The sequence below is a fragment of the Dehalobacter sp. genome, assembly GCA_023667845.1.
Classification (GTDB): Bacteria; Bacillota; Desulfitobacteriia; order Desulfitobacteriales; family Syntrophobotulaceae; genus Dehalobacter.
The window spans coordinates 1-17,462 of the sequence record JAMPIU010000146.1 but is presented as its reverse complement, the minus strand read 5'-3'; the positions used below and the strand labels follow the sequence as shown (position 1 = coordinate 17,462).

Here is a 17,462-nt window from a genome sequence, read left to right as displayed (position 1 = left end):
ATAACAACCTGTCAGGCACAACTTGCCTTAAACTTGCCAGAAACAGGTTGCTCTTGGATATTGAGCTGATATATAATTATTTGGTAATATTAAATGGAAAGCAGAGGAACCGGTATGCGCGGAATCTTACGACCGGATTTTCAATATGAGATGCTGCAGGATATCCAGGCAGAGGATCTGCAGGCAAATGGCATCAAAGGTTTGATCCTGGATCTGGACAACACCATCACACCTTGGAATGACAGAACTTTAACCGAAGACGTGATTGCCTGGTTTAAAAAAATGAATGACGCAGGAATTAAAGCCTGCATCGTTTCCAATAACAGAGGACCCGAAAGGGTTTCTGCGGTTGCTGATGTGCTGGAAATACTTTATGTTTACAGGGCCAAGAAACCGCAGAAAAAAGCTTTTCTGAGAGGGATTCGGGTCCTGGATATTCCGGAGTCCGAGGTCGCAGTGATTGGGGACCAGCTGTTTACAGATGTTTTTGGCGGCAACAAGCTCGGGCTTAAGACCATATTAGTTTCACCGATCGCTCAAAGAGAATTTCATGGTACGAAAGTCCTGCGTTTTCTGGAACGGCTGGTAGGCAGAAAAGCCAAGTATACCCGCCGTTAAAAACGCCGTTAAAATCTTAAGAATACGTAAGACTTTGTTCTTTGTTTGTCCATTTTCAGATGTCTATGAAGGGGACTGAGAGACGCATGAAGTATGCCATCATCGGCTATCCTGTGGAGCATTCCCTGTCGCCGAAAATGCACGAGGCGGGATTTAAGGCCGCCGGTTTGCCTGCAACCTACGACAGGATAACAGTTCAGCCGACTCAACTGGCTGAAAGTATCGGATATCTCAAAAATAACGGCTATGACGGCTGGAACGTCACGTATCCACTGAAGGAAAAAATCATTCCTTATATGGATGTCCTGACTCCTGAAGCGCAGAATATTGGTGCAGTCAACACCGTGAAAGTCCAAAATGGAAGACTCTATGGGCATAACACGGATGGCGGCGGTTTTATTCAGTCTTTGCTCAGTAAGGGTTTTGTTTTTGAGGGCAAAGAAGTTGTCATATTAGGGGCCGGAGGGGCTGCGAAAGCCATTGCGGCAGCCCTGGCATCCTTACAGGTGAAAATGCTTATTTTGAACCGAAGTGAGGAAAAAGCTGTGACACTTGCCGGACAAGTAAACAGACTCGGCGGAAATGCGGTCTCAGGTATTTTGGCTCCCGGGTGCTGGCTGAAGGCTGTAGATTTACTGATTCAAACAACTTCGATTGGCATGAAAGACGAAGCGTATACGATTGATCTTCAAGGTCTTAATCCTTCGGCTTGGGCTGTTGATCTGATTTACCATCCAGCCGTTACAGATTTCATGGCCCAGGCCGATGCCTGCGGCTGCCGGTCCATGAATGGTCTGGATATGCTGCTTTATCAGGGGGTCCTTGCCTGGGAATTCTGGCTGGAGCGGAAGGCTCCACTGGATATTATGCGAAAAGCTTTACAGGAGAAACTGGGAGATAACAGGGGAGCGGAATGATGGCGAAGAAAAGGAACGGGTACTCATTGATTGAGATCCTGCTTGTGCTTGCACTATTATCAAGTGCAGCCTTTACTTTCCTTGTGCACATTCCGCAGCAAATGGAGGAACGGAGACTGGAACTCTCAGCCGCAGTTCTGCTTCAGGACTTACGGGAAGTTCAGCAGACAGCTTTGGCTGAGAATGTTTGGTATAAAATTAAATTTTCTGTTTATACCGGTGAATATAAGATCTTCAGACAGGGAGAGTTTATCCGTAAAGTCAACCTGCAGAATGGGGTGCACTTTGCCAATAGTCCTTCTGATCTTACTTTTCGCCCGACAGGGACGCCTGACACCGGTCTGACGGTCATGCTGGCGTCAGGGGATTTAGAAAGAAATGTGATTGTTGCGCCTGTGATGGGCAGGATCAGGATGGAATAGAGAGGTGAAATTTCGTGTCCGATAGCCTGAATTCGATACCCCAAAATATTGTACTTATCGGCTTTATGGCTGCTGGAAAAAGCAGTGTCGGTAAGCTTCTGGCCAGGGAACTCCGCTGGGGATTTCTGGATACGGACAGTGAGATCGAAAGAGTGACAGGGTTGAAAATCCCGGAGATTTTTCAAAAATGCGGTGAAGCAATGTTCCGGTCGGAAGAAAATCTGCTGGTTCATAGGATTTCCGGATTTACCGATACGGTTATTGCCACTGGCGGAGGAACGGTTTTAAACCCGGAAAACTGGAATATTCTCCACGGACTTGGGAAATTGGTTTACCTGTATGTTCCATTGGAGACTGCTTTGCAGAGAGCAAAAATGCATCACGATCGGCCGCTTCTTTCCAGCAGCGAACCGGAACAAATAGAAAAGCTCTGGAGAGACCGGGAAGTGATTTACAGAAAGGCGCCTGTAACGGTTGACACATCGGATAAAGATGTTCAAACAGTTGCGGCGGAGATCCTCGAACTGCTGAAAGGAGAACACATTACAGCATGATACAGAGAATAGATGTCAGCGGAGGACACGGTTACCCGCTGTTACTGGGAGCCACTTTGGACGAGCTTGGCGGTCATTTGAAAACAGCATACGGCACGAGCGGGCATTATCTTCTCATCACGAATGATGTTGTGGCCGGATACTATGCAGATAAACTTTTGGACGGAATGAAGGACTTAAAGACCGATTTGATTACCGTTCCTGACGGTGAACAGGAGAAATCACTGGACAGGATCAGTAAACTAACGGAACAGGCGCTGCAATTCAAAGCGGACAGGGACACTATGGTGCTGGCCCTCGGCGGAGGGGTGATCGGGGATCTGTCCGGATTTTTTGCAAGTATTTTTATGCGTGGAATGCGTTACATCCATATTCCGACCACCTTGCTGTCCCAGATTGATTCGAGTATTGGCGGCAAGGTGGCGGTGAACCATCCTTCCGGTAAAAACCTTCTGGGATCTTTTTATGCCCCCCAGGTCGTCTGGACGGATTTTGACACCTTGCAGACGCTTCCGTGGGAAGAGATGCGGAACGGGCTTGCCGAGACCATTAAACACGCGCTTGTCGCTGATCCGGATTTGTTTGAATTCATCGAACAACATGCCGAAACCATCAAAGGATTGGACTACAAGATCATCAAGGAAATGTCCCTGCGGTCTCTGGCTGTCAAAGTTAAGATTGTCACTGAGGATGAGAAAGAAAAGGGAAACAGGATGCTGCTGAACCTCGGACACAGTTTTGGGCATGCTTTGGAGACAGAGGAAGCCTATCAGGGTATTATGCACGGCGAAGGGGTCAGTATCGGGATTGCCGCCGTAGCCAATCTGTCCAGAGAAAGAGGTTTGGTCAACGACAAACAGCTGGACAGAATCCTGAATCTCTTAATGAAAATGGACCTGCCCACTACGGCCAAAGCGCATGATCCGGCAGTACTGCTTGGACACATGTCTGCAGATAAGAAGAATAAGGCCGGTAATAAGGTGCTGATTCTGCCGGTCGGCATTGGGAGATCGGTCGTCGCTGCAGACTGTAACGATGAAGAAATTCTCAGGGCCTGGGAAAAAGTCATCATTTAGGTCAAATAAGTACTAATAATATAAATTGCAGAACAAAAAAATGTAAGTTGAGATTTACAGCAGTACCTTTTTGCTGTTCCCGAAAAATACCAACCTTAAAGGAAATAGAATATTTGTGTAGAAAATATGTAATTAATTTACATATTTTTTCGTTTTATCAGAGACAAGAAAGGAATTGTTATGCCAAAAGGTTGCAAGAACGGTTTTACTTTATGGGAAGTATTATTGGTCATCGCTTTATTGGGAATACTGGCCTCCATGGTTCTGCCTGGTTACAGCAGCAGTATCGACAGTACGGAATCAGAAGTACACAAAGTCAATGTGCTCAAAATAGAAAGCGCAGTAAGGCTATACCGTTTGGATACGGGCAGCAGTCCGGAAAGTCTTGATGATCTGATGACCTGCCCTTCAGCTGATCTAAACTGGCAGGGACCCTATCTTGAGGAAATACCGGCCTGCCCGTTTGATCCAAATAAACATTATGTGCTTGATGAGAGTGGAAAAGCAGTGATACGTTGAGGATTTACAAATCAATCTGCTTGGGGAGGTGGGGAATGAACGCTAAGAAAAAAGGTTTTGTTTTGCTTGACGTTTTAACAGGGCTCTTTATTTTTAGTCTGGGATTTGCAGTCATGTTGGCATTGATCAATACGGCATATATCAAGAGCAGCCATACCGACAATACCCTACAGGCAGTCAATCTTGCCAGTTCGACAGCGGAGGAAATCACGGCGGTCCTGCTAGATGATCCTTCTGCCGTTTATCATTATCTGAGCGGGACAACGCGTGATGAATCTGGACAGTTTTCCAGAACCGTCTGTTGTGAATGGGATTCTCCAAATCTGCTTAAAATTTCTGTAAAAATTAACTGGACTGAGTTGGAAGATCAAAAAGAGTTCAAGCTGACCTATCTGCATTATATTACAGAATAATCATTGATTTGGGAAAATAAGTAAATTATCTATATAACAGGCAGGAAATATAGGAAATATGTAGAAATATAGTAAATAAGTTAATAATTGGTAATAAGTAGATAAGAATTTGACGATGTTGGTTGGAGTAACTTATGGCTGGGCTGACAAAGAAAACGGGACGGCAAAATGACAAGGGATTTACGCTGTTAGAAGTTCTTGTTTCTCTGGTCATTACCGGAATCGTTGCTGCAATGGTTTTTCAATTATACATCAGTCAGTACCGGATGGCTAAGGGGCTGATGGCAGACGCCGATCTTTCCTTTGCAGCTGTCCGGGCGGGTCAGGTTCTGACCGCAGCTATTTCCACGGCAGAAAGTGTAGTATGGACAGGTAAAGTATTACGTATCAATTATCTTGAGAACGGTAAGGCCATGACAGACAGCTACTATCTTGCTGACAAGGACTTTAACGGAGTTCCGGACTTGTACCGTGAACATCTCGGTGTTCCGACTCCGGTAGCAAGCAGGATTTATGAATTTTATTGTACTGGAGTTAAGGATGGGTTATGGCAAATTTCTCTAGTGGCAGAACAGGCGGAGAACGCCGTCACCTGGCAAAGAACTGTCCGTGTAAGAAGTTCTTCGGATTAAACAAAGAGAGCGGAAATGTGTCTCTGCTGATACTTCTTGTTACGTTTTCTTTATCCTGGATGGGGGTTCAGACCTTTATTCTGATCAGCTCACAGGAACGTATCGTTGCCTGTGAGGCCCAAAAAGTCAAGACTGCTTATATGGCTGACAGCGGACTTGAATACGCCAAAGCAGTTCTTGCTCATGATCCTTCCTGGCAGGGGAGCATTCAATACGATTCGGAAGGAATGGTTGTTGAAATTGAAGTCATACGGGCCAACGATGTAACGCAAATCACATCCAGGGCAACAATGGGGAATATGAAACAGTGCAGGGTTGGGGAGCTTGTGTTGGGAGAAGACGGGAAGTACGACCTTACCGGGTACAGGTACGTTTATGATTGATCAGTCCAAACCAGGATTTTGGAAAGATTTTGTGCTTAAAGAACTTTACGTGTATGCCCGTGAGAACAAGGCACTTATTTTAAATGCCGATGAGATAGCTACTCAGCTTGCCCTGCTTGACCAGGGAGTAAAACTTGAAGAACTTCTTGCAGCGTATTTGGCAGAAGAGGAAATCCTGGAATTTAAAAGCCGGATATCAGGAATTAACATGATCAGTCTTGCTGAGAGACCTGTCAATGTTTCAGCAGCAAAATTGGTTTCGGAAGAACTAGCCCGGAAATATACGCTGATTCCGATTGCGGCTCAGAATCAAAGAATCATCATCGCTATGGCGGATCCTACAGATAGAACCGCGTTGGATGATGTGATGCTTTTTACAGGATATCAGGTTGATCCGCTCCTAGCTTCCGCTGAAGAAATCAAAATTGCGATCCGAGAATGTTTTACATTGGAAAGATCAACTGGGGAACATGCTGTTCTAAATCCAAACGAATCAGTGAGCTGGAAGATTGAAGAAAATGTCAATGCCCAGGAAACGCCGGTCGTCAGCCTTGTTGATTCGCTGTTCCGACAGGCTGTTATCGAAAAAGCAAGTGATATACACTGGGAACCGATCGAAACCGGATTCAGCGTGAAATTTCGGATAGACGGGCTGCTGATGGTTAAGGAAAACTTGCCAAAGGATCTGTCCAGAAGTGTTACCGCCCGCTTGAAAGTCATGTCGGGTCTGGATATAACCCAAAGACGTCTCCCTCAGGATGGCAGAATCATGCTGGACATTTCTGATAAGAAAATTGATGTCAGAGTTTCTACTTTTCCGACTGTCTATGGAGAAAAAGTTGTGACCAGGATTCTGGATGAAAAGACCGCACGTCTCTCCCTGGAAGAACTGGGTATGCGGGAGGATGTCGAATATCAAATTCGAAAGCTTATCCGCCAGCCGCATGGGCTGATCCTCATTTCCGGTCCGACCGGGAGCGGCAAAACCACCACATTATATGCCCTGATCCGGGAGCTGCCGTCCGAAACAATCAATATGGTATCCATCGAAGACCCTGTCGAATACCGACTACCGGGAGTCAGTCAGGCTCAGGTCAATGCTGGTATTGGCCTGGACTTTGCAAGTGGCCTGAGATCCATTCTTCGTCAAGATCCGGATGTTATTATGGTAGGGGAAATAAGAGACAGAGAAACCGCCAAAATTGCAACAGCGGCTGCAATGACCGGGCACCTTGTTTTATCTACCGTTCATACCAATACTGCAGCAGAAGCGCTTACCCGTTTATTGGATATGGATATCGATGCCTATATGGTAGCTTCGGCGGTTTGCGGGGTACTGGCTCAGAGACTTGTCCGGAGACTATGTCTGAATTGCCGGAAATTAAAACCGGTTTTAGCTGAAGAGAAACAAATTTTTCACGGGGAAGCCGTATCAGCTATTTATGAACCGGCAGGCTGTTCCAAGTGCCATGGGACCGGATACAACGGCAGGATAGGGATTCATGAATATCTTCCCTACAATCAGGAAATTAAGAAACTAATTCTGCAAAAAGGCAGTGCCGCCAGCCTTGAAAAGGTCTCTAAAAAATCTGGAATGCTTACGCTGAAAGAAGATGCGCTTAGGAAAGTCGCTGCCGGAATAACTTCTCTGGAAGAAATCATGAGACTGTGGGCGGAAATATAGATTAGGATAATAAGAGGGTTTGCGATTGCTCTGGAAATGGAAAGCCGTTGATAAAAATAGCAATATACGGATGGGCTACTGGGCGGAGGAAGATCAAAGCAGAGTTGTTTCCGGGCTAAGGGAACAGCATTTATATCCCGTGGAGATCACCAGGGCATTATTCACTTCGGTGTGGATCAGATACAAGACGGGAAATAGAAAACTGTTTTGGGGGAGGACAGCACGTAAGCTGGGAACAATGCTGGAGGCAGGCATTCCGCTGCTTGCGGTATTAGATGTCATTGCGGAAAGAGAAACAACCGGTTTAGATAAAAATCAATGGAAGCAGGTTAGCCTCTCTCTTCAGGCTGGCGCCGAACTGCATGTCAGTTTGCAGGGCATCATTCCCTCTCCGGGGCACCTGTTTGCCACGATGGTCAAAGCCGGCGAAAGAAGCGGGACTCTGCCGACTGCGTTGATCGATATCGCAGGTTATCTGGAGGACGCGTATTTTTTTGAGAAGAAATTCAAAAATGCTTTATTTTATCCGGTTCTGCTTCTTGTCGCATCTTTGTTTATCATCTATACCCTCAGCCTTATGATTCTGCCGATGTATGAAAACCTTTTCCGCGGGTTTGAGACGGAATTGCCGCTGGCAACAAAAATAATGTTTAATGTGGGTTGTTGTATCCCGTATTTGACAGCCGTTATCCCTGTTCTGGCCATAACGGTGTGGCTGCTGAATAAAAAAGGACATTCCTTCATCATACCTGGAACCGGTAAGATCAACAGAACTAGGCAGCTCATTCAATTTTGTTCGGTCCTGGGAAGATTGCTGGACGCGGGGCTGTCTCTGCAGGAATCACTGCTCCTGGTGAAAAACCTTTTCAAGGATCATCTGATGCAGGAATTGACAACCCAATTAATTTTTGCTGTCAACGAAGGAAGAAGAATGTTCTCGGTCATCATCACGAGTAAGTTGTTTCCTCCTGAAGTTGCAAAAATGCTGGAGGTTGCGGAGGAATCCGGCAAACTCAGTGAAATGCTTGCGTATATGACTCGGATGTTCAAAAAAGAGCTGGAGGAGCGAATTGAGCAGTATACGAAGCTCTTAGAGCCTGCTCTAGTGTTTCTTATGGCGGGCCTGGTCGGTTTCGTGGCTATCGGAGTTCTCCTGCCGATCTTTGATATAAGCTCACAGATCCATTAAGCTTATATTCTTTTATACGATAAACAAATTAAAATCACAGGCAAAAATTAAAATAAACGTCAAAAAATACAGGGAGGAATGTCTTAAGTGGTTAAAAACGAGAAAGGATTTACCCTTCTGGAAGTTATGCTGGTGGTCGTTATTCTGGCCATCCTAGCCGCAATTGTCATCCCACGTTTCGTTGGGAATGCAGAAACAGCTCGAGAGAAAGCCGATATCACAACAGGACGTGAAGTCAAAGCAGCGCTGGACAGGTATCAGGTCGACAATGGAATATATCTCAGGATTGATGAACTTTCTGCTGCAAACGGAACGATCACGGGTTCAGGACTTATCCCTGATTATATTGCCAGACTTGATTCAACGGTGACGCAGCAAAAGGCCGAGACAGGGAAAACGGGATTTGGTATTGCAGAAATTACCGGAAATACCTTTCCGGACCCCGGAAATTTGATTATGGTATATCTAAGTTCGGATGGATCTCAGGCTGAAGTTAAAGTTTTTGACGAAAGTCTTGCCAGTACTTTATGGTCGTCTATTTAGAAGGCAGGCCAAGAAAAAATGCTTTTTTTAGAGATTGATGCCCAAGAAATAAGATTTCTTTATCGCTCGAAGCGTCTTGGAAACATGGGTTCCGAGATTGTCTTCTCCAGCTTTCCACTGGAGACTTTTTCAGGGTCCGAAGGCAGTGACGCCGAAGAAAATCTAAAAATGGTTCTGGATGAATATCGTCAAAAAGACTGTCAGGGACGATTCGGGCAACGAAAATGTTCGAGAAAAGTCCCTGTTTATCTGTTGCTTCCTTTTAAGAACGGGCTGATCAGGGAATTTTGTATTCCTTGGGTTGTTCCGAAGTATCGGGATAAAACAGTTCATTTCTGGCTTGAACAGGAAGTTCCGGTTCCAATCAGCGAACTTTGTTATGAATACGTGGTATTGGACGAGAAGAAGGATGAATATCTTCGGATCAGCGTCATTGGCGTAAGGAAAACTACGCTTGAGCTTTATGCCCGGTGTCTTCAGCAGACGGGATATGAACTTTGCGGTGCTGAATATACGGTTCAGGCATTTGGCGGGATCCTGGCACCTTTAAAAGAAAAAAGAATTCTTTGCCTGTTTAAACTTGATAATCAAAATATCCAGGCTGTCCAATATCGCAATGGCTTGCCGGAAGTGATAAGGGTGATCCCGGGCAATGAACCGGAGACTCCGAAATATCAGATTTATACTGCGCTGAAAGACTGCACAATTCCTTTCAATATCGTTGTCACGGATGGAAGCGCTAAAGCCGCCCGGATCGCAGATATCCTGATTGATTCAGGAGAGGCTGAGGGTGTCCGGACGCTGGAATCCGTTTATCAGGAATTTGATTCCAGTGATTTTTCGGCAGATAGCTATTCTATGAATTTTCATCACCTGGCACTGCTGGCTGGCTGGCAAAGAGTGAAAGAAAAGAAAAACTGCAATTTAGGCTGCATTTTTTTGCGGCCAGCCAAAATAAAAACATGCCTGCTGGTCCTGATGATTTTTATTGGAATGGTCTTCGGGATAGGTTGTTATTGCTATCCGCTAATCAATCATATTTCTGAGCACCAGATAGAAATTACGGCACTGCAGGAACAGGTCGATGAACTAAACGCGGAACGGAAAAATCAGATCTGGTCGGAATGGGAACGGAACCGCAGCGATACATTTGGGGATTTAACAATGGTTCAGAAGTCCTTAGCCAGCCTTAACAGCAGTATACGTTTGAATCGTCTGAGCTATCGGCAGAATACGCTGTACCTATATGCGGACTGTTCCGATAATCTTAGTATCACAAGTTTAATCGGGGTTTTGACGGAAGAAGGCTGGAGGGAACCAGTCCTGACCGATTATGATTATCGGGATAAAACAATTTCGTTCTGCTTGCGTGTAGAAAGAAAAATTTGAAGTGAGGTAAAGATGTGTCTTTTAAATACCTTCAATTTTTAAAGCACTTTTTATCTGATAGAAACATCTCATCTCAGAGAGACTTCTTATCTGAGCCTGCTACAAGGTGGCGGTTTTTAGATAAGTTAAGTTTAAGCAGAATTGTGATTATGGGCGCGAGTATCATTCTATTGGCCGTCATCGCAGTCCAGGTCCTGGCAGTGCGACCGCTGACTCGGCAACTAGATACCGTCAGTGCAAAAGAAAACTTACTCCGGCAGGAATACCAGGACATTCTGGCAGAAGGGGCCAAGAACAATCTGCTGATACCGGATCGCGCTGATCTTCCGCATATGCTGGAACAGATCAATCATTGCCTCAAATCCGAAAATGTTTCGGTTAAGGCCATGGATATCACCCAGCCGTCAATGAAAAGAGGGGATTTCTTTCAAGCCACGATCAAAGTAAACGGAGAAGGGGAACTGAAGAAAATACTCCGGGCGGTGAATACAATTCAGCTTCAGAAGGAGGTCCCTTTTTTGATTCAGGAACTGGATTATGTAAACGGAGAAGCGGAAGTTCGTCTGAGTATTCTCATTCGCTCCGAATAGAGAGGGCGACTTTGATCATTTCCTACCTAAATATTTATACTTGTCCTATTCATTTTCATCTATTTTCTCGAGCGATTTCTTAATTGAAACCGCCGCAGACATTAACGCGTCAAGCTCTTCAGCGGACAGTAGATCCAGCTTTGATGAAAGCCCGGTTTCTACATGCGTATAGATCTCATTAAGAGCGTTTCTTCCCTCTTCGGTCAGCCGGACATAGACAATACGAAGATTATTCTTATCAAGATAACGCTCAACGTAACCCTTTCTCAGCAATTCACCAACGATGATGGTAAGCTGCTGCTTCGAGACCAATAGGTCCCGACCGAGTTCTGACATGGTCATCTCACTGTAATTTGACAGTGCGATCAGGGCGTACTTTTGTGAAGGCTTCACATTCACTTTGCAATTCGATTCTATGGGCCGGGTTAGAATCTTGCGAAAAAGATGCCCAACATCGGTTAGTTCCTTTAGTAGTTCAGATTTATTCTGCATGATCGTTACACCTTATCACATCATTTTATTACGGTAAAGAATATTTTACTTTACCGTTGACAATGGTAACATTCGGTAGTATCATTGTCAACGGTAAAGTTATTTTTACCATAAAGTAAATATTACTTTCAAGGGGGGTAAAGTATATGAAATAGAAGGAGATATCGTATGAATAACAGGCGGTTTGTCAGGGATCGTCAGGAATTGGACCAGCGGGAACAAATATGAAGTAAGCGCTTGTCCTAAAATGAGAATTTAGGAGGGGAAGTCATGTCAATAGAAATAACCAATGTACAGATTTTTGATGGCATAAAATTAACGAATCATAAATCGGTTGTGATTGAAAATGGTCTCATATCCCACGAAACCAAAGGGGACACGGTTATTAACGGCGAGGGGGGTACACTGCTGCCCGGACTGATTGACGCGCATGTCCATATGGAAGCATTAAATGATCTGGAAAATGGTGTAAAATACGGAGTCACTTCTATGCTTGATATGGCGGTTCATGACACGGAGTTTATAAACAGCCTGAAAAAACGCCCGGGATTTTCGGATATATTGACGTGTTACACAGCTGCGCTTTATCCTATTGACGACCCCAAAGGTTTTGTTGCCGATCAGGTTAATAAAGGCGCAGATTATATAAAAATTATCATTGAGGATCAACCGCGTATGGCGGAAAAGGCCTTATCCCCGCAAACAATTACCGCCTTGACAGAGGCAGCACACGAACATAAACTTCTGGTATTTGCCCATGCTGTATCGATGGCGACTTTCAAAACGGCCATTGATGCAGGTGTTGATGTTGTTACGCACATTCCGGTTGAAGCCCCGATTACGGAATCCCTGATCGAAGAAATGTTGGAAAAAGGGATTATTACGGTTCCTACTTCGGGCATGATGAAAAAAACAATAACTTTTCTAAATCGTATGCCCAATCTCAACTTGGATTCACAAAATATTGATATTACACTAAAAACCTTAATAAATGCGGGGATACCAGTCATTGCAGGTACTGATGCAAATCATGCGCCCTTTGCCCCTGCCAGTATCGACCACGGCATTGGTTTGCTTGATGAAATCGAAGCGTTTGTGGCTGTAGGCATGACTCCTGTGCAGGCGCTGCAAAGCGCAACCAGCCTTCCAGCCAGATTATTCGGATTCATCGCTGACAGAGGCATGATTAAACCGGGTCTCAGGGCGGATTTGCTTTTGGTTGATGGTGACCCTACTACCGATATTAAAGCGCTCCATAAGGTTAAACGCGTATGGGTCAATGGGATTGAGTCATTTATAAACGAATAAAGGAAATGTAAATCAAAAATGAAGATTATCACAATAGAAGAACATATAAATAATAGAGAAATAACCGCAGCATCATTTGGCAATTTGTTGCAAATGGCCCCTTATGTCCCAGACTCCCACTCGCCTGGATTGGCCTATTACACCACAGACACAGATGGGAATGTAGAAGAAAAGTGGCTGGCAAGCATGGATGCGGGAAAAATTGATATGCAGGTGCTTTCTTATACGGCAATGACGCAGTTAATCCCTGCGCCGGAAGCTATTTCGATAGCGAAGGCAGCCAACAATGAAATGGCAGAGAGGGTTAGAAGATATCCTGACCGCTTTGCAGCTTTTGCAACTTTACCGTGGGCAGACCCGAAGGCGGCGGCAGAGGAACTGGAGCGTACTGTAAAGGAGCTTAATTTCAAAGGGGTTTTGCTTAGCGGACGGCCAGCAGCAGACGCAATATTTCTTGATAACCCTAAATTTGAGCCTGTTCTTGCGATGGCGAACTTTTTAAAGGTGCCCATTTATATGCACCCGGGATTTCCTGCCAGAACCGTGCAGGAGGCGTATTATGCCGGATTGGATCCAGTTGTCAGTGCAAGGTTATCAGCGTTTGGCTGGGGGTGGCACGCAGAAGTAGGCGTCCATATGCTACGAATGATATTATCGGGTGTTTTCGTGAAATATCCCAATTTACAGCTGATTGCAGGTCATTGGGGAGAGATGGTGCCGTTCTTCCTTGCTCGCCTTGATGAAGCGCTTTCCAAGGAAGCGACACATCTCCCGAAAACAATATCTGAAACCTTTATCAATCATGTTTATGTCACGCCAAGCGGTATGTTTACGCTGCCGCACTTCCAATTTATCTTGCAGGTATTGGGCGCAGACAGGATCATATTCTCTGTAGATTATCCTTATATCGGCAACGAGAGCGCGCGAGCGTTTCTTGAAAATGCACCAATCAGCGCATCCGATAAGGAAAAGATTGCCCATGGTAATGCAGAGCGTCTGCTCAAGCTGTAAATTTCAACTTCTTATTAAAGCAGTTGCCGAGAACATTTCCCCGGCAGCTGCTTTAATTTGTTTTTACCACCCTAGCTACATGATTTAATTTAATCGGTTCATCTTTCGTATAGAGCGGCAAGCGAATTATTTTATTAACCGAAGAATTTGTAGGCGCGTACAAGTTCTTTAAATTAAAAAATTTTGCCGTATCGAAGATTCACATCGAAAGACTTGACAACAAGTCATGGGGGGAAAGGGAACAACAATGGATGACTGTTAATCATTTGCACATATACCTGTAACAGTAGCATAGTAGACGTAAAGAAAGTAAAGATGCAAAGAATAGAAAGGTGGTTCTGTCATGGAAATATCAAGAATTAGTTCAAAAGGACAAGTTACAATTACGAAGCCTATTCGAGACCTTCAATCATTTGATTTTGCCTGTCACGTCAGGTAATATATAGACGAGTATAGAAAGATATCAGAAGGAACAAAAAAATGAGTACATATATAAAAAGGCAAATACAAAACTTTTCTATTTTTCTTTTGATATTGATAGGATTTGAAAACTTATTGTCAGCATTGCCTTTTAAGTTTACAAGGCAAGTTGAGCATATTTATGGCAATATTATTAATCCCAATTATGTAATGGTTCATGGCGTATTATCCTTTATGCTCGGCTTATTAATGCTTCTTCTTGCTTACAGTTTATTTCAAAGGATTCGTAATGCCTGGATTATCGAAGTTATCTTTTTATCAGCAACATTAGCTTTACAAATTGTACGTTTCCATCAATTGATGATTCCCATTGTAATCATTGAATTGTTCGTTCTGTTAGTACTCGTTCTTTCATATAAGGACTTTTGTAGATTGTCTAATAAAGTAACGTTAAAATGGGCTTTTGTGTTTATTGGCGTTTCTTTTGTTTTACTCTTTGCCAATGCCTCAATTGGTTTATACATGATGAGGGGTCATATCAACGATGTGCACTCAGTTTTTAGTGCCTTGGCAGGCTCAATAAAATTATTAATCTTTATGGATGCTTCCGTGCTTGAAATCAAAAGCAATTACGGCCGTATTTATGCGGATACTTTAATCATGATTAACTGGATCTGTATTTTTGCTTCGGCACTGCTTCTGATGAAACCCCTTGTCTACAACTATATTCATGATAAACAGGACATGGAAAAGGTTCGCAGATTAGTGTTAAAATATGGACAAAATCCGATGTCCTATCTGTCCCTGGAAAAAGACAAACGCTACTTCTTCAGCAGCAGCGTTGACGGCATGTGCTCCTATACAACTATCGGGGGCGTTTTGGTCTGCTGTGGCGATATCATCTGTGACAAAAAGGATAGTTTTATTTTTCTTAATGAATTATTATTTTTTTCCAAACAGAATGGCCTTGACCTTTTGCTGCTTAATGTTACCGATTATTTTCTTGATCTATATAAGGCCGCTCAGTTTGGGGTGCTGAAATACGGGGAAGATGCCTGTTTTAAACTTTCAGAATATACTCTTGCAGGCGGAAAAGTGGCCAAAGTGAGGGCAGCGATCAACTATGCGAATAAAGCGGGAATCACTGTTAAAGAGTATAAACCTGAAGCATCGCGGGATATGGAAATCGAAAAGGAGATCCATCAAATCTCAGAAGAATGGTTACGGAATAAACGTACTCCGGAAATGTCCTTTATGCTTGGCGGGGTAGGGCTAGATAATCCGCTTGACCGAAGGTATTTTTATGCGATTGATGCCCAGGAACAAATGCTTGGATTTGTGGTCTTCTTGCCTTATTTCAATGGTCTCGGCTATCTGGCCGACATAACAAGAAGAAGAAAAGATGCCCCACAGGGAGTTATGGAGAAAATCATTTATGAAGCATTTATGGTCATGAAAGGGGAGGGTGTACAGTGGGGCAATCTGGGGCTTTCTCCTCTTTATAATGTGGCGTCAGGGGATAAAACCACGCTGAATGAAAAGTTTTTTGCCTACATCTATGATAATTTGAATTATGCATACGATTTTAAGGCTTTGCATCATGCCAAGGCCAAATATGCACCCACACATTGGGAAAACCGGTATCTTGCTTATTTTCCAAAGCCCTTCTCAGTGCAATATGCTTATGCCATTGTAAAGTCTCAATGCCCGCAAAATATACCCAAACTCGTACTTTCTCAAATTACCATGGAGAAGGATAAAAAATAAATTTCATGAATCAAGTCGGAAGAACTTTGAACCGGGATATTGTCAATTTTGGTGATGATATCTCCTTTCTATTGTGTCTGGTTGATCGTTAAAGCTGTCAAAGACCTACTTGATAAAAAAAGAACCTGACAACCTTGATCCCCATAATATGGAAATGTAGAAAGGGGTAGGGCTGTTGAAAAAGTATACGATAAAAGCAGGAGATACATTTTTCCTTTTAGCGGGCCGGAACGGGTGCTGCTGGCAGGATATCGGCAAAGCAAACCCTGGTGTCGATCCTTGCGCGTTGGTCGTTGGACAGATCGTTAATATTCCGGATCGGCAGGCTTCCGGTTATGGCGCTTCCGGATCTGCCGGTTCAGCTTATGCCAACGATCCAGGCAATTACCTTACCAGTGGGTATGCCCAAAAACGGTACGATGATGTAATCCTTGAAGTAGAAGGCGTAAAAATCCGGGTTGCCAGGATCGGCGAACCGACAGTTCCGCATGAGGTCCATTTTATCCTGCCGCGGACTGAAATCCGGAAAGTGGAATGTCCCGGAAATGGGCTTATTGAAACCAGTATTATGCTGAGCAATATTAATATTGTCAATTCTCCGCGGATGGAAGGCGAAAAATCCGCACTTGGGGTCATTTATCCTCAGGTTCAGAGCAGCGAGAAAACGGACAGCGAAACGCCAAAATAGACGCCTCAAACGTGGTTCATGACTATTCGAAAGAATTCAGCAAAATGATTTTATATTTTTATTTTTTTCGTTATAATGAGATATGCCTTATTTTGGGTAGAAAAAGGCTATGTCATTATTTTGTTTTCTATAGCAAATAATAGATAAAGAAGGAGAGACCTATGAACCGTAACCGTATTCATGTTTTCCATGGTGTTAATCTTCATCTTCTCGGACAGAGAGAACCGGATATATACGGTAAAACAACGCTTGATGAAGTGAACGGCAGGCTGATCGAGACGGGACAAACACATGGCTTCAACGTCGAGTGCCGTCAGACGAACCATGAGGGCGAGCTTGTGGACTGGATTACGAAGTTAACGCCGTCTGATTTTTTAATTCTTAACCCAGGGGCCTGGACCCATACAAGCTATGCGCTTTACGATGCGATCAAAGGGGTAAACGTGCCCGCTCTTGAGGTGCATCTATCGAATATTTATGCCCGGGAAGGTTTTCGTTCCCATTCAGTGATCGCCGGAGCCTGCGTCGGGCAAATCAGCGGACTCGGGACAGACAGTTATTTTCTGGCCTTAGCCTATGCGCTGGAATTTCAGAAGTACCGTCAGAAGGAAAGGAATAGTAACCATGAGGCTGGAAAAGATTCGCCGGAGACTGGCCGAGAATAAACTTGATGCCTTAATCGTGACCTCATCGCCCAATATTTTTTATTTAAGCGGTTTTACGGGGACCAGTGCAACCTTGCTGATCGAATCCAGCCGTTCCATTCTATTCACAGACTTCCGGTATATTGAACAAGCCGCGGCGGAAGCCCCGGGTTTTGAAATTATCAAAGTGACCGGAGATCCCT

At 44.2% G+C, this 17,462-nt stretch carries 21 protein-coding genes; 20 read left to right on the top strand and 1 reads right to left on the bottom strand.

The window, feature by feature from the left end; all coding sequences use genetic code 11:
* Nucleotides 1-114 precede the first annotated feature (114 nt).
* The 14 genes from NC238_13655 (at nucleotide 115) to NC238_13590 (ending at nucleotide 10,929) form a co-directional block, all read left to right on the top strand.
* A complete protein-coding gene (locus NC238_13655) occupies nucleotides 115-618 on the top strand; it encodes a YqeG family HAD IIIA-type phosphatase (GenBank protein ID MCM1566952.1) in 504 nt (167 codons plus the stop codon).
* An 86-nt stretch (nucleotides 619-704) separates the two neighbouring features.
* Nucleotides 705-1,535, top strand: coding sequence for a shikimate dehydrogenase (gene aroE / locus NC238_13650; protein MCM1566951.1), 831 nt, complete (start codon nucleotides 705-707; stop codon nucleotides 1,533-1,535).
* Nucleotides 1,532-1,957: a prepilin-type N-terminal cleavage/methylation domain-containing protein gene (locus NC238_13645; GenBank protein ID MCM1566950.1), complete on the top strand. Its 426-nt coding sequence runs from the start codon at nucleotides 1,532-1,534 to the stop codon at nucleotides 1,955-1,957. The genes aroE and NC238_13645 overlap by 4 nt, the downstream gene beginning before the upstream one ends.
* Nucleotides 1,958-1,971: 14 nt before the next feature.
* A complete protein-coding gene (locus NC238_13640) occupies nucleotides 1,972-2,511 on the top strand; it encodes a shikimate kinase (protein MCM1566949.1) in 540 nt (179 codons plus the stop codon).
* The gene (gene aroB, locus NC238_13635) at nucleotides 2,508-3,587 is read left to right on the top strand and encodes a 3-dehydroquinate synthase (protein ID MCM1566948.1); all 1,080 of its coding nucleotides are present in this window, start codon (nucleotides 2,508-2,510) and stop codon (nucleotides 3,585-3,587) included. The genes NC238_13640 and aroB overlap by 4 nt, the downstream gene beginning before the upstream one ends.
* A gap of 180 nt (nucleotides 3,588-3,767) precedes the next feature.
* Entirely contained in the window at nucleotides 3,768-4,106 is a 339-nt protein-coding gene (locus NC238_13630; protein MCM1566947.1) for a type II secretion system GspH family protein, read from the top strand.
* 35 nt (nucleotides 4,107-4,141) lie between these two features.
* Nucleotides 4,142-4,519 carry a hypothetical protein gene (locus NC238_13625; GenBank protein ID MCM1566946.1) on the top strand — a complete coding sequence of 126 codons (378 nt, stop codon included), beginning with the start codon at nucleotides 4,142-4,144 and terminating at the stop codon, nucleotides 4,517-4,519.
* A 134-nt stretch (nucleotides 4,520-4,653) separates the two neighbouring features.
* Nucleotides 4,654-5,151, top strand: coding sequence for a prepilin-type N-terminal cleavage/methylation domain-containing protein (locus tag NC238_13620; protein ID MCM1566945.1), 498 nt, complete (start codon nucleotides 4,654-4,656; stop codon nucleotides 5,149-5,151).
* Nucleotides 5,067-5,534 (top strand): hypothetical protein, encoded by a 468-nt coding sequence (locus NC238_13615; GenBank protein ID MCM1566944.1) that lies wholly within the window; start codon nucleotides 5,067-5,069, stop codon nucleotides 5,532-5,534. Before NC238_13620 ends, NC238_13615 begins: the two co-directional genes overlap by 85 nt.
* Complete coding sequence (locus NC238_13610) at nucleotides 5,476-7,218, top strand: GspE/PulE family protein (protein ID MCM1566943.1); 1,743 nt, start codon at nucleotides 5,476-5,478, stop codon at nucleotides 7,216-7,218. The genes NC238_13615 and NC238_13610 overlap by 59 nt, the downstream gene beginning before the upstream one ends.
* A 25-nt stretch (nucleotides 7,219-7,243) precedes the next feature.
* Nucleotides 7,244-8,407, top strand: a complete 1,164-nt coding sequence (locus NC238_13605; GenBank protein ID MCM1566942.1) for a type II secretion system F family protein — start codon at nucleotides 7,244-7,246, stop codon at nucleotides 8,405-8,407.
* Nucleotides 8,408-8,494: 87 nt separating this feature from the next.
* Nucleotides 8,495-8,950: a prepilin-type N-terminal cleavage/methylation domain-containing protein gene (locus tag NC238_13600; protein MCM1566941.1), complete on the top strand. Its 456-nt coding sequence runs from the start codon at nucleotides 8,495-8,497 to the stop codon at nucleotides 8,948-8,950.
* Nucleotides 8,951-8,968: 18 nt separating this feature from the next.
* A complete protein-coding gene (locus NC238_13595; protein ID MCM1566940.1) occupies nucleotides 8,969-10,339 on the top strand; it encodes a hypothetical protein in 1,371 nt (456 codons plus the stop codon).
* Between the two features lie 149 nt (nucleotides 10,340-10,488).
* Nucleotides 10,489-10,929, top strand: coding sequence for a hypothetical protein (locus NC238_13590; GenBank protein ID MCM1566939.1), 441 nt, complete (start codon nucleotides 10,489-10,491; stop codon nucleotides 10,927-10,929).
* Between the two features lie 45 nt (nucleotides 10,930-10,974).
* Here the strand turns inward: NC238_13590 and NC238_13585 are convergent, their stop codons facing one another.
* On the bottom strand, nucleotides 10,975-11,421 hold the full coding sequence (locus NC238_13585; protein ID MCM1566938.1) for a MarR family transcriptional regulator: 447 nt from the start codon (nucleotides 11,419-11,421) through the stop codon (nucleotides 10,975-10,977).
* Between the two features lie 270 nt (nucleotides 11,422-11,691).
* Between NC238_13585 and NC238_13580 the strand changes: the two genes are divergently transcribed.
* The 6 genes from NC238_13580 to NC238_13555 all read left to right on the top strand — a co-directional run.
* Entirely contained in the window at nucleotides 11,692-12,729 is a 1,038-nt protein-coding gene (locus tag NC238_13580; protein MCM1566937.1) for an amidohydrolase family protein, read from the top strand.
* 18 nt (nucleotides 12,730-12,747) lie between these two features.
* Nucleotides 12,748-13,740, top strand: a complete 993-nt coding sequence (locus tag NC238_13575) for an amidohydrolase family protein (GenBank protein MCM1566936.1) — start codon at nucleotides 12,748-12,750, stop codon at nucleotides 13,738-13,740.
* A gap of 480 nt (nucleotides 13,741-14,220) precedes the next feature.
* Entirely contained in the window at nucleotides 14,221-15,927 is a 1,707-nt protein-coding gene (locus NC238_13570; protein MCM1566935.1) for a DUF2156 domain-containing protein, read from the top strand.
* Between the two features lie 175 nt (nucleotides 15,928-16,102).
* Nucleotides 16,103-16,615, top strand: coding sequence for a LysM peptidoglycan-binding domain-containing protein (locus NC238_13565; protein ID MCM1566934.1), 513 nt, complete (start codon nucleotides 16,103-16,105; stop codon nucleotides 16,613-16,615).
* Between the two features lie 161 nt (nucleotides 16,616-16,776).
* Nucleotides 16,777-17,280 (top strand): 3-dehydroquinate dehydratase, encoded by a 504-nt coding sequence (locus tag NC238_13560; GenBank protein ID MCM1566933.1) that lies wholly within the window; start codon nucleotides 16,777-16,779, stop codon nucleotides 17,278-17,280.
* Nucleotides 17,240-17,462, top strand: a 223-nt coding sequence (locus tag NC238_13555) for an aminopeptidase P family N-terminal domain-containing protein (GenBank protein MCM1566932.1), incomplete at its 3' end; no start/stop codon positions are given. The genes NC238_13560 and NC238_13555, both read left to right, overlap by 41 nt.

Excerpts from the sequence above, each read along its gene's own strand:
- NC238_13655 (MCM1566952.1), top strand. The coding sequence starts at position 115 with ATGCGCGGAATCTTACGACCGGATTTTCAATATGAGATGCTGCAGGAT.
- aroE (MCM1566951.1), top strand. The coding sequence starts at position 705 with ATGAAGTATGCCATCATCGGCTATCCTGTGGAGCATTCCCTGTCGCCG.
- NC238_13645 (MCM1566950.1), top strand. The coding sequence starts at position 1,532 with ATGATGGCGAAGAAAAGGAACGGGTACTCATTGATTGAGATCCTGCTT.
- aroB (MCM1566948.1), top strand. The coding sequence starts at position 2,508 with ATGATACAGAGAATAGATGTCAGCGGAGGACACGGTTACCCGCTGTTA.
- NC238_13630 (MCM1566947.1), top strand. The coding sequence starts at position 3,768 with ATGCCAAAAGGTTGCAAGAACGGTTTTACTTTATGGGAAGTATTATTG.
- NC238_13625 (MCM1566946.1), top strand. The coding sequence starts at position 4,142 with ATGAACGCTAAGAAAAAAGGTTTTGTTTTGCTTGACGTTTTAACAGGG.
- NC238_13620 (MCM1566945.1), top strand. The coding sequence starts at position 4,654 with ATGGCTGGGCTGACAAAGAAAACGGGACGGCAAAATGACAAGGGATTT.
- NC238_13615 (MCM1566944.1), top strand. The coding sequence starts at position 5,067 with ATGGCAAATTTCTCTAGTGGCAGAACAGGCGGAGAACGCCGTCACCTG.
- NC238_13595 (MCM1566940.1), top strand. The coding sequence starts at position 8,969 with ATGCTTTTTTTAGAGATTGATGCCCAAGAAATAAGATTTCTTTATCGC.
- NC238_13590 (MCM1566939.1), top strand. The coding sequence starts at position 10,489 with ATGGGCGCGAGTATCATTCTATTGGCCGTCATCGCAGTCCAGGTCCTG.
- NC238_13585 (MCM1566938.1), bottom strand. The coding sequence starts at position 11,421 with ATGCAGAATAAATCTGAACTACTAAAGGAACTAACCGATGTTGGGCAT.
- NC238_13580 (MCM1566937.1), top strand. The coding sequence starts at position 11,692 with ATGTCAATAGAAATAACCAATGTACAGATTTTTGATGGCATAAAATTA.
- NC238_13575 (MCM1566936.1), top strand. The coding sequence starts at position 12,748 with ATGAAGATTATCACAATAGAAGAACATATAAATAATAGAGAAATAACC.
- NC238_13570 (MCM1566935.1), top strand. The coding sequence starts at position 14,221 with ATGAGTACATATATAAAAAGGCAAATACAAAACTTTTCTATTTTTCTT.
- NC238_13560 (MCM1566933.1), top strand. The coding sequence starts at position 16,777 with ATGAACCGTAACCGTATTCATGTTTTCCATGGTGTTAATCTTCATCTT.